The 13605-nt window shown below is 37.2% G+C and carries 15 protein-coding genes; 1 reads left to right on the top strand and 14 read right to left on the bottom strand.

Annotation, left to right across the window (positions count from 1 at the left end):
- The first annotated feature begins 27 nt into the window (after positions 1-27).
- Positions 28-294, top strand: coding sequence for a DUF3055 domain-containing protein (locus tag HCH28_RS13065; RefSeq protein WP_009371988.1), 267 nt, complete (start codon positions 28-30; stop codon positions 292-294).
- Positions 295-377: 83 nt separating this feature from the next.
- Here HCH28_RS13065 and HCH28_RS13060 read toward each other — a convergent pair whose 3' ends face one another.
- The 14 genes from HCH28_RS13060 to sufD form a co-directional block, all read right to left on the bottom strand.
- Entirely contained in the window at positions 378-572 is a 195-nt protein-coding gene (locus HCH28_RS13060) for a hypothetical protein (protein WP_175400780.1), read from the bottom strand.
- Positions 573-623: 51 nt separating this feature from the next.
- Complete coding sequence (locus tag HCH28_RS13055; RefSeq protein ID WP_221681273.1) at positions 624-1151, bottom strand: D-glycero-alpha-D-manno-heptose-1,7-bisphosphate 7-phosphatase; 528 nt, start codon at positions 1149-1151, stop codon at positions 624-626.
- Positions 1152-1265: 114 nt separating this feature from the next.
- On the bottom strand, positions 1266-1613 hold the full coding sequence (locus tag HCH28_RS13050; protein ID WP_004228271.1) for a YutD family protein: 348 nt from the start codon (positions 1611-1613) through the stop codon (positions 1266-1268).
- A gap of 33 nt (positions 1614-1646) precedes the next feature.
- Positions 1647-2564, bottom strand: coding sequence for a lipoyl synthase (gene lipA / locus HCH28_RS13045; protein ID WP_004228269.1), 918 nt, complete (start codon positions 2562-2564; stop codon positions 1647-1649).
- Positions 2565-2671: 107 nt separating this feature from the next.
- Entirely contained in the window at positions 2672-3469 is a 798-nt protein-coding gene (yunB, locus tag HCH28_RS13040) for a sporulation protein YunB (protein ID WP_048394406.1), read from the bottom strand.
- Positions 3470-3492: 23 nt separating this feature from the next.
- Entirely contained in the window at positions 3493-4602 is a 1110-nt protein-coding gene (locus HCH28_RS13035; RefSeq protein WP_004228267.1) for an HD-GYP domain-containing protein, read from the bottom strand.
- 33 nt (positions 4603-4635) lie between these two features.
- On the bottom strand, positions 4636-6003 hold the full coding sequence (locus HCH28_RS13030; protein ID WP_221681272.1) for a bifunctional metallophosphatase/5'-nucleotidase: 1368 nt from the start codon (positions 6001-6003) through the stop codon (positions 4636-4638).
- A 20-nt stretch (positions 6004-6023) separates the two neighbouring features.
- The gene (locus HCH28_RS13025) at positions 6024-6848 is read right to left on the bottom strand and encodes a sulfite exporter TauE/SafE family protein (protein WP_221681271.1); all 825 of its coding nucleotides are present in this window, start codon (positions 6846-6848) and stop codon (positions 6024-6026) included.
- Positions 6848-7705 carry a DUF72 domain-containing protein gene (locus HCH28_RS13020; RefSeq protein WP_221681270.1) on the bottom strand — a complete coding sequence of 286 codons (858 nt, stop codon included), beginning with the start codon at positions 7703-7705 and terminating at the stop codon, positions 6848-6850. Before HCH28_RS13020 ends, HCH28_RS13025 begins: the two co-directional genes overlap by 1 nt.
- A gap of 181 nt (positions 7706-7886) precedes the next feature.
- Positions 7887-8861 (bottom strand): ABC transporter substrate-binding protein, encoded by a 975-nt coding sequence (locus HCH28_RS13015; RefSeq protein WP_221681402.1) that lies wholly within the window; start codon positions 8859-8861, stop codon positions 7887-7889.
- Positions 8862-9140: 279 nt separating this feature from the next.
- A complete protein-coding gene (sufB, locus tag HCH28_RS13010) occupies positions 9141-10538 on the bottom strand; it encodes a Fe-S cluster assembly protein SufB (RefSeq protein WP_016993620.1) in 1398 nt (465 codons plus the stop codon).
- A 99-nt stretch (positions 10539-10637) separates the two neighbouring features.
- On the bottom strand, positions 10638-11063 hold the full coding sequence (gene sufU / locus HCH28_RS13005; RefSeq protein ID WP_221681269.1) for a Fe-S cluster assembly sulfur transfer protein SufU: 426 nt from the start codon (positions 11061-11063) through the stop codon (positions 10638-10640).
- Positions 11053-12282, bottom strand: a complete 1230-nt coding sequence (locus HCH28_RS13000; protein ID WP_221681268.1) for a cysteine desulfurase — start codon at positions 12280-12282, stop codon at positions 11053-11055. Before HCH28_RS13000 ends, sufU begins: the two co-directional genes overlap by 11 nt.
- A complete protein-coding gene (gene sufD, locus HCH28_RS12995; protein WP_221681267.1) occupies positions 12282-13589 on the bottom strand; it encodes a Fe-S cluster assembly protein SufD in 1308 nt (435 codons plus the stop codon). Before sufD ends, HCH28_RS13000 begins: the two co-directional genes overlap by 1 nt.
- Between the last annotated feature and the right edge of the window lie 16 nt (positions 13590-13605).

Raw genomic sequence — 13605 nt, 5'->3', positions numbered from 1 at the left:
ACTATAGGATTGGAAGGAGATTAAAAGATGGAACGTTTTTTTTTATATGATGATGTAGAAGATACGAAAACAAGATTTGTTAGTTTTGCTGGACAAAAGCTACGTTATGATTTAGCTATATTACAATCTGGCCGCTTCTTTGGAAAAGTGCTTGTCATGGATATCCAGTTCGGTCGCTTTGCTATTATTGGTCCTGATGATGTAGAAGAGCCTGGTTACTTAGAACATGTGTACAATCGCACAGAGGAAGAAACAATCGAATTACGGGAATACTTGCGTGAATTATTGAACTAACACCCAATTTATTGGGTGTTTTTTTATATTATATAAAAAAATTTCGCTAGCCATGGGCGATTGCGAAATCTTTTTACGTATTGTTATTTATTTAAAGTGGATGGATTATCTTTATTATGGGGCTTGTCTTTATTTTCATTATCATTTTGTTTTTTCGCTTGCTGATTTTGACCAATCACAGCTAAATCGTCTACACTAATATCAAAACCATACCCATATTCCTCTCGATCTAATGGCTTTTTATTGCGTTTTTCTTTTGCCAACATCATCACCTCCATTCATAAATTATCCCTTTTTTAATGATTTATACTTCCTTTTTCTCAATACGTTTAAGCTGTTGCATCCTTAATAATCCACTGGGCAGCGCTTATTAAATCTGGAAAGACAGCATCTGCTAATGAATCTTGTTCTCCTAAGAAAACACCCTTTGTTCCTGCCCGTTTTCCTGCAATAATATCCGTATCTGTATCGCCTACCATATAGGATTTTGATAAATCAATGTTATATTTCTTTCCTAAATCCACAATTAATTTACTATTGGGCTTTCGGCAGGCACAACCTGACTTAGGTTTGTGCGGACAATAAACGACTTCATGGATCGTTGCCCCTTTTTTCTTTAGCTCCTTCACCATATGTTCATGTATTTTCTGTAAGCCACTTTCCTTCATAAAGCCTAATCCAACCCCACCTTGATTTGTCACGACAAACACATAATCAAAATGCTTATTTAGCTTTCTGATTGCCTCAGGCACTTGCGGTAAAAAGTATAAATCCTTAGGCTTATTCACAAACCTCACACGATTTGTTAGTACTTCATTGATAACACCATCACGATCTAAAAATACGGCTCTTTTCATTTACAACACACCTTCGATAAGCTGTTTTGTGCTTTAGTTTTCCCTAATTACACAAAAGCTAACAATGATGAAAAAAAACCTGATGCCTATCACATCAGGTTTTTGTATAAGAATTTATTCTGCTAAAGGTTCATGGTCTGTTGGCTTTGTTACTTCACTCATATCCACTACTTCTGGCTGTTTCATAACTTTCCCCAGTTTACGTAATACGAAATAAGCACAACCAAAATTACAGTATTCGTATAGATAATCTTGAAGCGTACTTATTTTTGTATCAAAAGTGGATTTTTGATTTTTGTCATCAAAAAAGCCCTTTAAACGTAACTGGTTATAGCCCCAATCACCTACAATATAATCGTATCTGGCTAAGATATCTGAGTATCTTTCCTGAAAAACTTCCTCCTGAAAGGCCTCGCGATAATCCTCTATTAGTTCATATTCTAATCCTTCAACTATGATCAAAGTAACACCACCCTTTTCGTTCAGCCTTGACGTTTACACTTCCGCTTGTAATTGACGTTCTTTCGTTGCAGCATTTACTTGTTCGTCTGCATGATAACTACTACGTACAAGTGGGCCAGCCTCACAATGCTTAAAGCCTTTCTCCATGGCTATCTTACGCAGTTTACCAAATTCTATTGGTGAATAGTATTTTTTAACTGGTAAATGCTTTTTCGTTGGCTGTAAATATTGACCGATCGTCATAATATCAACATTATTTGCACGTAAATCGTCCATGACTTCTAAAATTTCTTCATGTGTCTCGCCTAATCCGATCATTAGTGATGATTTCGTTGGTATTTCAGGCTGCATCTCTTTAGCTAAACGCAGGAACTCTAAAGAGCGTTCGTATTTTGCACGAGCGCGCACTCTTGGTGTTAAACGGCGTACTGTTTCAATATTATGATTTAAAATGTCTGGTTTTGCATCCATTAACATTTGAAGGTTCTCCTTCATCCCACCTAAATCTGATGGCAATACCTCTACAGATGTGAAAGGACTTTTACGACGAATTGCACGTACTGTTTCTGCTAAAACTTGCGCTCCACCATCCTTTAAATCGTCACGTGCTACCATTGTAATAACTACGTGCTTTAAATTCATAATGGCTACTGAATCTGCAACGCGCTCTGGTTCTGCCAAATCTAGTTCATTTGGTAAACCTGTTTTCACTGCACAGAAACGACAAGCACGTGTACAAACGGAACCAAGAATCATCATGGTAGCAGTACGTCTCTCTCCCCAGCATTCATGGATGTTTGGACAACGAGCTTCTTCACATACTGTATGCAGATTTTTCTCACGCATCAGCTTTTTAAGCCCTTTATATTCATCATTCGTGTTTAGTTTTATTTTTAGCCAGTCTGGTTTTCTTACATGTTCTTCTTTACTTGTAGGTTTACAAGATGTCATACGAATATCGCCCCTATCAAAAATATACATTTTTTAATATTAACTATCTTCACTGTTGTCAATGTAACATATTAAAGGCACTCCAACAACTATCACAACAAACATTTCTATTTATAAGGGACAGGTATTTCTATGGACGGTTGGGGCGCGTCACTACTATTGGTATAAATGTTTGGAACTGGTCCCCTTGTTAGACCCATCGCTACAGGTATATCCTGCGCAACGGTAGAAGACTTACTAGCGAATGGAACAATAATCTGAACATTTACCTCTAAATGAATACCTACCTCCACATAAGCACTATTGATTCCAAATTCTTGAATAGAGGATGTCACATTACTATGAACATTCCCAATCACATGGAAGCGGATCGGGATCTTGGGCCCCAAATTTCCAAGCAAAGGAATATTGGCTGCTTGACCAAGCGGTACAAAAAAGACAATGCCATCACCATCTTGGATCCTGTTAATATCATATTCAACATTATCTAATTCAGGTAAATGGGATAGCTCTCCTTGTTCAGCTTGCTCCAAATACATTTTAACAAGCTCTAATGTCTCTGCTCGAACACGATTAATGATTTCTGTATTAAACTTAGTGGTCATCATTTCAGACGTACCTGGAGGAATATCTTCAATGATATCATTTACATCTAATACATTAGAGGTACGTGAATTAATGGCTTTACTCACAACATATGAGGCAATCTTCGTAGTTTGTACTTCTGCATATTGCAAATAGGTTGGCATGAGCCGTTCATTTAAATAATAAATAAATAATATAAGGCAAACAACCATACTAACAATTAAAATCGTTAATTTATTAAGACGCATTCCCCTTCTACCATATGAGCGTAATTTCATTCTTTTTCGAGGGAAAAACAAAAAAATCTCCTCCTGTTCCATAACGTATGAACAGGAGGAGTAATTTATTCTACTTTTGCGGGAACCACATAATCCGTCTCAACATTTTCAACTGTTACCTCAGGATAATCCACTAAATTAATTTCATATGTAGCTGCAAGCAATTGATCTTGTTCTTCAAAAATACGAATCCATGGTAATGCCGCATCCAACGTGTTTTGTCTAGATACAATCCCACGGCGTCCATCTGATAATTTTAAAATAACACCATTTGGATAATGAACGACAGCTCTTTTTAAAGCTTTTACAATTCGAGCATCATAAAGAGTACCCGAGCCAGCTTCAACAATAGCTAGTCCTTGTGAAGGAAGCATCTTTTCCCGGTATACACGATTCGTCGTCACCGCATCAAAAACATCTGCAACGCCAATTATCTTGGCAAATGGATGAATTTCAAAGTCAACAAGTCCTCTTGGATAGCCACTTCCATCAATACGTTCATGGTGTTGGAAAGCACAGTGCGCCACAAGCAGAGAGATTGAATGTAAATTCCGCAATAAATCAAAACCGTAACGAGCATGCATCTTCATCATTTCAAACTCATCATTCGTTAAACGTCCTGGCTTTGTTAAAATATCTTTCGGTACCATTAGTTTACCGACATCGTGTAATAATGCACCGATCCCGATCAAACGTAAATCCTCAGCAGAGTAACCAAGTTCTTTGGCAATGGCAATAGAATACAATGTCACTTGGAAAGAGTGTTGATATAAATATTCATCAAATAAATAAGCATCTGTTAAAATGGTTAGAATTTCATTATTTCCAGTAACTGCAGAAAGTAATTCATCTACAATCGAAACAATTGTCTTTGATTGCTGATCTAATATATAAGAAGCATTTACTGGATTCAAACCATCAATGGATTGGAACGAATCCTTTATAGTTTTGATGACTTTATTTCGCATAGCAGGTGGAACGGTCTCTTCTACTTCTATCCCCTCAGAAATCTCATCGTCAATATATAAATAATGTGTATTTAACTGTTGAAGTCTTTGAATAATACGGTCATTAATGACAACATCTTTCTTTAAAAGCGGATGACCTGCCTCATTCCAAATGGTTCTTCCTAATACCATTCCTTCTTTTAATACATCGATTGAAATTAATCGCATGACTTCTTCCCCATTCCATTCTTTAAACTCTCTCTATTGTTTAAAGAATCTTTGACCATAATCTATCATAATGTTTCGTAAAAATTCAGGTAAAATATATTGTTTTTTTGCATATTTAAAACTTGGATAAAAATAACCAAATGTAAACAGATCCAATGTGACCAGTTTATAAATGTGATTTTGATCGGCTAGCTTACCATTAATTAATAATTGTCGATTTTCATTCATGGAAAATCCATATGTCAATATTTTTCCAAAAATGACGCCTCTAAACCCTAATCCTTTTAGTTCGATATAGGGCCATTCTTCATTTTTGGATTGCATATAAATTTCTTTCATTTCAGCAACGGATAATTCAATTGTACATAAATTAATGGGATGTGGGAAAATTCGGTGCAAATCTAAGGCAGTCACTATTCCCTTAGGAAGACCATCTAAAAATATCCCTGCATTGAATAATGCACAGTCGGCACCACTTTTCTCCAAAATTGCATGTGCAAATAAATCAGATAGCTGTGAATAATGGAACCATTCCTTGTTGTAGGCTTTCTTTGTTGTAAAAACTGGAGTATCCAAAATTCTGTTACCCTCATCCTCCAAAAACTGCACCATGTTTTGTTCATTCTTAACAATTGGCAAATCCTTATTATGAATTAAAGTATCCTTTTTTTCAACAATTTTCCTCAATTTTTTATCATATTCTATGATAAGATGTCCAGTATATTGGCCAAACTTACCTCCACCTGTCAGTAAAACCCCATTAACCATTTTGCCCTCTGGTAGGACATGATGCGTATGAGAGCCGAATATAACATCAATTTCTGGACACTCATCCGCTAAGAGCTCATCCTCTGTAATGCCTAAATGGGATAAGCATACAACAATGTCTACTTCTTCACGTAGTTGATGCGCTAAACGTAGCAATGTACTACGAGCGTCGTCCATATGCCAATTTAATTCTTCATAATATACTTCAAACATGGCCGTGGCTGCAATGACACCCAGCTTCGTACCCGTTGCTGTTGTTAATATTACATAGGGTTTCATCCATGCTGGCCTCTTCCCATGTGAGGCATATACATTTGCCACAACGACATCAAAATTAGCATTGTCATACAAGTGAAAGAGCTCTTCATGAGATAATGTAATGCCTTCATTGTTGCCGATTGTCACCACATCGTAACCTGCTTCATTGAGCAATCGCACATTGCCTTTCCCAACTGTTGCTTCTGTATAAATGTTGGACCGATCTAAATGATCTCCAACATCAAACAAATAGCTTGTTTCCCCGATATTCGCCAGATTATTTCTTTTCTCTTTCACATAGCTTTGCATTCGTGGCCAATACTTAAAATGACTATGCAAATCATTTGTGTGAAAAATATGGATCTTTTCAAGCATTAAAGCCACCTCACTTCAAATTAAGCTAATATGCCTTCTATAATAGATCGAATTCCTAATAATAATAGAATAATCCTTAAAGCTAGTACAAGTGTATCGGATTTAATCTTTTTATTTAACGCAGCACCTAGCTTTGCACCCAAGTAAGCACCCGGGATCACTGGGATTGTATAGAGCCAAGGGACATGTCCTAACGCAATATGGCTTGTGGAATTAACGATGGAGGTTAAAAATACCATAAACATCGATGTTGCCACCGCGACATGTGGTGGGAATAAGAATAAAATAATCATTGCTGGCACAATCATGGAGCCGCCACCTATTCCAAATAACCCGGAAGCAAAGCCAATACCAAATGTTAATGTAATGGCAAACCATATGGGATAGCCATATACATAGGTTTTTCCCTCAGAGTCAGTAAATTCTTGCTGCATACCATTTTTTACAAACCATTTTACAGGCTTCAGTTTGTCACGCACAAGCAAAATAATCGATAAAATAATAAGTAAAATACCAAAATATAAATTGAAGGATGGTAAATCTAACCCTTTATTGACCCATGCGCCAAGAATCGTTCCAGGGATACTTCCAATAAAGAATATAAAACCACTTTTATAATCCACCGTTTTCGACTTCATATAGCTTAGTGTGGAGGCAAGTCCCGTGAAAATCATCATCACAACTGATAAACCGACTACTTTTTGTGGTGTAATATCTGGGATCATTCCTAAATTTAAGCCGATGTATAATGTTGCTGGTACTAATACTACACCACCACCTAGCCCAACTAATGAGCCAATTAGACCAGCTAGCAATGCAATGATGACTAATAAAATAAACTCCATTATAGTTCCCCTTCAAACATGTTTAATTGTTTAGGTGCCAACCCGACATCGTTAATATTCAACATACCTTGTAGCTCCTTTGCGTTTTTCGCTGCATGATTACCTGAATTATTATTAAATAAAACGAAGAGTTCATTGACCTCTGTTTCAAGCTTTTTCATGCTATCCCCAAGCTGCTGTAATTCTTCTTTATTATAATCATATAAGAAGCGAACTTTACGCCAATTTTCTGCATTTCCTGTGTTCCGCCATCCATGTATATTGCGACCATGGAGACGAATCAACGCTTTATTTGTAGTCACTACAGGATAGAAAGGAACAGATCCTACACCAGCCTGTGGTTCATCACAAATCGTATGGATAAATTGTTGTTCTCGTAAGAAATCTATCGTTTGCTTGACAACATTTTCCGCATACCATGTTTGATTTCGAAACTCAATCGCTACTTCAAAATCCTTTAACTGTTGTCGGATATACAATAAATATTGCACATTTTTTCCTTGGCAATCAAACCATGGTGGAAATTGTGCTAATACCATGGCTAGCTTTCCATAACGTTTAAATTCATTGGCACTTTCAATAAATGCATTGAACATATCATTTTTGGATTCAAAGGGAATCTCTCCACGTAAATGCCCCGTCATGCCTTGGTAAGCTTTCACAACAAAACGGAAGTTTTCAGGTGTATCCTCACACCATTTGCGAACATGCTCTTTGGCTGGTATAGCATAAAAAGAAGTATCTACTTCAACCGTTAAAAAATGACCTGTGTAATCAAATAATTTATCCTTTGAAGTAGTCACTCCACTATAAAGTGAAGGGTGATCGCCCCAACCAGTTAATCCTACTACAATCATGTGACATCCTCCTCTATGTACATAATCATAGCACACAGTATGTCACTACAAATAAACATCATGTAAAAAATATACCTTCTTTTGTCTAAACTAATAGCAGATTGAGCATCTACTTAATTTTGCAAAAGAAAAAGCATGAGTCCATCTTCCATTGAACTCATGCTACTTTAACAGGCGACGTTTATTTCACAAGATTTTGCTGAATCGCCTCTAAAAACTTAATCCGGCTGTATGCAGGGCCGCCTTCCATTAATGGATCTAATACATTAACAAATACTTGGTCATTTTTAAATGCATTAATGTTTTGGATGATTGGATTCTTTTTAAAGTCTTCTAAAGCATTCGGCGCATCCGCATTTTCTTCTGTTGAAAACTGCACAAATAAATAATCAGGATTCATATCTGCAAGTTGCTCAACAGAAATGGCCTCTTGAGATTTAGCTTTAGCAACTTCATCAGGTACTGCTAAACCAAGCTCTCCATAAAGAACAGCATTTAAAAATACTTCTTTTGGATAAACATACGCTTGTCCTCCACGAATACGAATAGCCGCCACTTTTTGGTCTTGTAGTTTTTCAGTTAACGTGGATTTAGCAGCTTCAATATCAGCCTTATATCTAGATAATATCTTCTCAGCAGCTGCTTGCTTACCAGTTAGTTCAGCTAGTAAATTCAAATTAGATTCCCAGTTCGTCGAAATATGTGAAACCAAAATTGTAGGGGCAATTTTCTCTAATTTACTTTGCACCTCTTCTGGGAACTTTGTCGACCCTAAAATGACATCTGGATTTAATTCTAATATTTTTTCAAAGTTTGGTTTAATCTTCTCACCAATAGATTCTGCTTTGTCTGTTACAGAAGCATATAACTCAGGGAACTTGCCACCAATAGCAATAGCTCCAGCTGGGTGAACATCCAGCACAACCATATCCTCCATCGCTTCCATAGCTCCTGTTACAACAATTTTTTCCACTTTTTCTGGCACTTCATAGCTTTCACCAAGATATTCAATCGTTCTCGTGCCATTTTCATTTGTTGATTCTTCTTTTGTTTGTGTCACTTCTTCTTTTGATGTATCAGTGGAAGATTCCTCTACTACTGCCTTCTTCTCTCCACATGCGGCGAGAATGAGGGTAAATAATGCTATGTAGCTAATAAATAAAAACTTTTTTTCATTTACATATTCTCCTTTGAATGATGATTGTTATGATCATTAACTATCTCATCTGGTTTTATTGAAATACCGAACATCTTCTAGATTTATCAACCCCTTTTTTAATTGATATTGATTTTCGTTATCATTTTAGTATGTAATCTTAAAAAAATCCAGTACTATTTCGATATATTATAAATATCCACTTTCATTCTCAAGTAAAAACACAAAACAAAAAACCCCTAGTCACAATGTATGTTGTGACTAGGGGTGGCTAATAAATTAACCGATAGAACCTTCCATCTCAAATTTAATCAGACGGTTCATTTCTACTGCGTATTCCATTGGTAGTTCTTTTGTGAATGGCTCGATGAAGCCCATTACGATCATTTCTGTTGCTTCTTCTTCGGAAATTCCGCGAGACATTAAATAGAATAATTGTTCTTCAGATACTTTTGAAACTTTTGCTTCGTGCTCTAAAGATACATTATCATTAAAGATCTCGTTATAAGGGATTGTATCAGAAGTCGATTGATTATCCATAATCAGCGTATCACATTCGATGTTAGCACGTGCACCACTTGCTTTAGGACCGAAACGAACTTGTCCCATATACGTTACCTTACCACCTTGTTTAGCAATCGATTTAGAAACGATTGTTGAAGATGTGTTCGGTGCCATATGGATCATTTTTGCGCCAGCATGTTGGTGTTGTCCTTTACCTGCTAATGCAATCGATAATGTCATACCACGAGCACCTTCACCTTTTAGGATACATGCTGGATATTTCATTGTTAATTTAGAACCGATGTTACCATCAATCCATTCCATTGTACCGTTTTCTTCTACAACTGTACGTTTCGTTACAAGATTGTAAACATTGTTCGCCCAGTTTTGAATTGTTGTATAACGGCAATATGCATCTTTACGTACAACGATTTCTACAACTGCTGAGTGTAAAGAGTTTGTTGTGTAAACAGGAGCTGTACAACCTTCAACATAGTGTACGTGAGCGCCTTCATCTACAATAATAAGTGTACGTTCGAATTGACCCATATTTTCTGAGTTAATACGGAAGTAAGCTTGTAACGGTGTTTCTACTTTAACTCCTGGTGGCACATAAATAAATGATCCACCTGACCATACTGCTGAGTTTAAAGCAGCAAATTTATTGTCTGTGTAAGGAATCACTTTGCCCCAATATTGTTTAAAAATATCTTCGTTTTCACGTAGAGCAGAGTCAGTATCTTTGAACACAATACCAAGATCTTCAAGGTCTTTTTTCATGTTGTGATAAACTACCTCAGACTCATATTGTGCAGATACACCTGCAAGATATTTTTGTTCTGCTTCTGGGATACCTAATTTATCAAAAGTTGCTTTGATTTCATCAGGTACTTCATCCCATGATTTTTGAGTAGCTTCTGATGGTTTTACATAGTACGTAATTTCATCAAAATCTAAATCTCCAAGATCGCCACCCCATTGTGGCATCGGTTTTGTATAAAATGTTTCAAGAGCTTTTAAACGGTATTCTAGCATCCATTCTGGCTCTTGTTTCATATTTGAAATTTCACGGACGATTTCTTCAGTTAAACCGCGTTTTGAACGGAAAATTGATACGTCCTTGTCATGGAAACCGTATTTGTAATCGCCGATATCAGGCATTTTTTTAGCCATAGTTTCTCCTCCGTTCATTGAGATGTATTTTTCTAGATAATCATCCCTTGCTTTGAGTGAAGCCATAGTAGCTTTCACTCAAGAACAAGGAAGTAAGATTTATTTCACACCTTTTTCCATTGCTTTCCAAGCCAATGTTGCACATTTAATTCGTGCTGGGAATTGTGAAACACCTTGCAGTGCCTCAACATCCTCAAGGTCATATTTATCACTGTACTCTTCACCCATCATCATTTTAGAAAAAATATCAGAAAGCTCAATAGCTTCTTCTACTTTCTTTCCTTTGATGAGCTGTGTCATCATTGATGCAGAGGACATAGAAATAGAACAGCCTTCACCATCAAATTTTGCATCCTCTACAACACCGTCTGTCACTTTCAATGTTAAGTGAATACGGTCGCCACAAGTCGGATTGTTCATATCGATCGTTACAGCATTCTCTTCTAAAGATCCTTTATTACGAGGATTCTTATAGTGATCCATAATGACTGAACGATATAGTTGATCTAAATTATTAAAAGACATCGCCAAAATACTCCTTCGCAGAACGTAACCCTGCAACTAAACGGTCAATATCCTCCTCTGTATTGTACAGATAGAAGCTTGCTCGTGCTGTCGCTACTTGCTGAAGACATTTCATTAGTGGCTGTGCACAATGGTGTCCAGCACGAACAGCAATACCGTTCATATCAAGCACCGTTGCCACATCATGTGGATGTACATCATCTAGATTAAATGTCACTAATCCACAACGCTTCATAGGGTCACGTGGGCCGAAAATTTTCAAACCGTCAATTGTTTCAAGTTGATCCATTGCGTAGCCTGCAAGCTTATGCTCATGCTCTAGAATGTTATCTAACCCGATATCAGTTAAGAAATCTATAGCGGCTCCTAAACCTATTGCACCTGCAATAATAGGCGTTCCACCTTCAAATTTCCACGGTAATTCCTTCCACGTTGACTCATAAAGCCCAACAAAATCAATCATTTCGCCACCAAATTCAATTGGCTCCATCTTTTCAAGGTGTTCCTTTTTACCATATAGTACACCTATTCCAGTTGGTCCGCACATTTTATGCCCTGAGAAACCTAAGAAATCTACATCCAAATCTTGCACATCAATTTTCATATGTGGCGCAGCTTGTGCACCATCGGCTACCATGACAGCACCATTAGCATGTGCAATTTGAGCAATTTCTTTAATTGGATTTATTGTTCCAAGTACGTTTGATGCCATAGACACCGCAACAATTTTAGTTTTAGGTGTGACTGTCGCACGTACTTTCTCTAGGCTAAGAGTGCCGTCAGCTTCAAGCTCAATGTATTTTAAAGTTGCATTTTTTTCTTTGGCTAATTGTTGCCAAGGAATAATATTGGAATGATGCTCCATATGAGTAATGACTATTTCATCACCCTCGACAACATTTGCACGTCCATAACTTGTCGCAACTGTATTTAAAGCGGTTGTTGTACCACGCGTAAAAATAATTTCCTGTGTTGATTGTGCATTAATAAACTTACGAACCTTTTCACGAGCACCTTCATATTTATCTGTTGCACGGTTTCCTAGTGTATGCACCCCACGGTGAACATTGGAATTATCAAATTCATAATAAGCTTTAATGGCTTCAATCACTTGAACAGGCTTCTGAGACGTCGCTGCACTATCAAGATATACAAGTCTATGACCATTTACATCCTGATTTAAAATTGGGAAATAGCTTTTAATGTCTTTATTCATCATTAGCGAACTTTCCTTTCAATAACCTCCGTCAGTTGCTTTTGAACGCCTTCAATTGGTAATTGCGTAACAACTGGCGCAAGGAATCCATGGATAACAAGGCGCTCTGCTTCTGTTTTCGAGATACCACGGCTCATTAAATAGTAAAGCTGTAATGGATCTACTCGACCAACAGATGCTGCGTGTCCTGCTGTTACATCATCTTCGTCAATTAATAAAATTGGGTTTGCATCCCCACGAGCTTTTTCTGACAGCATTAGTACACGTGATTCTTGCTGTGCATCTGCTTTTGTTGCACCATGCTCGATATAGCCAATACCATTAAAGATAGATTGAGCTGCATCTTTCATGACACCATGTTTTAAGATATGCCCGTTTGAGTTTTTACCCCAGTGACGAACCTCTGTAGTGAAGTTAAGTTTTTGTTCTCCACGACCAACAACTACTGTTTTTGTATCTGCATGAGAACCGTCACCAATTAGATGAGTAATATTTTCTGAGATTGTATCTGAGTCATTCATTAAACCAAGAGCCCAATCTACTTTTGCGTCACGTGCTAAACGTGCACGACGATTTACATAAGTCGTAAAGCCTTTTGCAAGGACATCTACTGCACCATATGTCACCTGTGCATTATCTTGAACAACGACTTCCGCAATAATATTTGCTTGACCTTTTGCCTCTTCAACTGTTGAAACATAAGTTTCCACATATGTTACTGCTGAATTCGCTTCTGCTACTACTAAAACATGGTTATATAATGAAGCTTCCGCATTGTCATTAAGGAAAACAACTTGAAGTGGTTGCTCAATGATCACGTTTTTTGGTACGTATACAAACACTCCACCATTAACAAGTGCTGTATGAAGTGCTGTTAACTTATGCTCATCTACTTTAACAGCTTCTGTCATAAAGTATTTTTGTACAAGTTCGCCATGTTCACGAACTGCTGTGAAAATATCAGTAAAAATAACACCTTTATCAGCAAGTTCTTGTGATGCCTTAATATATGCTGGTGTATTATTACGTTGAATATATAGGTTTTCTTGTGCTTCAAGGTCAATTAAACCTTTTGCTTCTTCAGGTAGAGCATCCAATGAAGGGAATGCCTCACTATGAACTGCCAACGCTGGGAAGTTCATGAAATCCCATTTTGTAATATTCGTTCTATCTGGTTTTGGCAAATCTAAACCAGTTACTTTGTCTAGTGCTGCCGCGCGAAGTTCTGTAAACCAAGTAGGTTCACCATTTGCTTCTGAGAACGAGCGCACGTCCTGTACTGTTACAGGCAAGTTAAGTTCCACTGTCATGCTAGTTCGTCCTCCT

Origin of the sequence: Lysinibacillus sp. K60 (genome assembly GCF_019731275.1) — a bacterium.
Classification (GTDB): domain Bacteria; phylum Bacillota; class Bacilli; order Bacillales_A; family Planococcaceae; genus Lysinibacillus; species Lysinibacillus capsici.
Note: the sequence above shows the minus strand (reverse complement) of the source record. Positions and strands in the feature narration are given on the sequence as shown.

What these genes read in the sequence shown, in the direction of transcription:
- HCH28_RS13060 (WP_175400780.1), bottom strand. Translation starts at nt 572, where the DNA reads ATGGAGGTGATGATGTTGGCAAAAGAAAAACGCAATAAAAAGCCATTA.
- sufD (WP_221681267.1), bottom strand. Translation starts at nt 13,589, where the DNA reads ATGACAGTGGAACTTAACTTGCCTGTAACAGTACAGGACGTGCGCTCG.
- sufU (WP_221681269.1), bottom strand. Translation starts at nt 11,063, where the DNA reads ATGTCTTTTAATAATTTAGATCAACTATATCGTTCAGTCATTATGGAT.
- HCH28_RS13055 (WP_221681273.1), bottom strand. Translation starts at nt 1,151, where the DNA reads ATGAAAAGAGCCGTATTTTTAGATCGTGATGGTGTTATCAATGAAGTA.
- HCH28_RS13035 (WP_004228267.1), bottom strand. Translation starts at nt 4,602, where the DNA reads ATGCGATTAATTTCAATCGATGTATTAAAAGAAGGAATGGTATTAGGA.
- HCH28_RS13030 (WP_221681272.1), bottom strand. Translation starts at nt 6,003, where the DNA reads ATGCTTGAAAAGATCCATATTTTTCACACAAATGATTTGCATAGTCAT.
- HCH28_RS13065 (WP_009371988.1), top strand. Translation starts at nt 28, where the DNA reads ATGGAACGTTTTTTTTTATATGATGATGTAGAAGATACGAAAACAAGA.
- HCH28_RS13025 (WP_221681271.1), bottom strand. Translation starts at nt 6,848, where the DNA reads ATGGAGTTTATTTTATTAGTCATCATTGCATTGCTAGCTGGTCTAATT.
- HCH28_RS13000 (WP_221681268.1), bottom strand. Translation starts at nt 12,282, where the DNA reads ATGATGAATAAAGACATTAAAAGCTATTTCCCAATTTTAAATCAGGAT.
- lipA (WP_004228269.1), bottom strand. Translation starts at nt 2,564, where the DNA reads ATGACATCTTGTAAACCTACAAGTAAAGAAGAACATGTAAGAAAACCA.
- yunB (WP_048394406.1), bottom strand. Translation starts at nt 3,469, where the DNA reads ATGGAACAGGAGGAGATTTTTTTGTTTTTCCCTCGAAAAAGAATGAAA.
- HCH28_RS13020 (WP_221681270.1), bottom strand. Translation starts at nt 7,705, where the DNA reads ATGATTGTAGTAGGATTAACTGGTTGGGGCGATCACCCTTCACTTTAT.
- sufB (WP_016993620.1), bottom strand. Translation starts at nt 10,538, where the DNA reads ATGGCTAAAAAAATGCCTGATATCGGCGATTACAAATACGGTTTCCAT.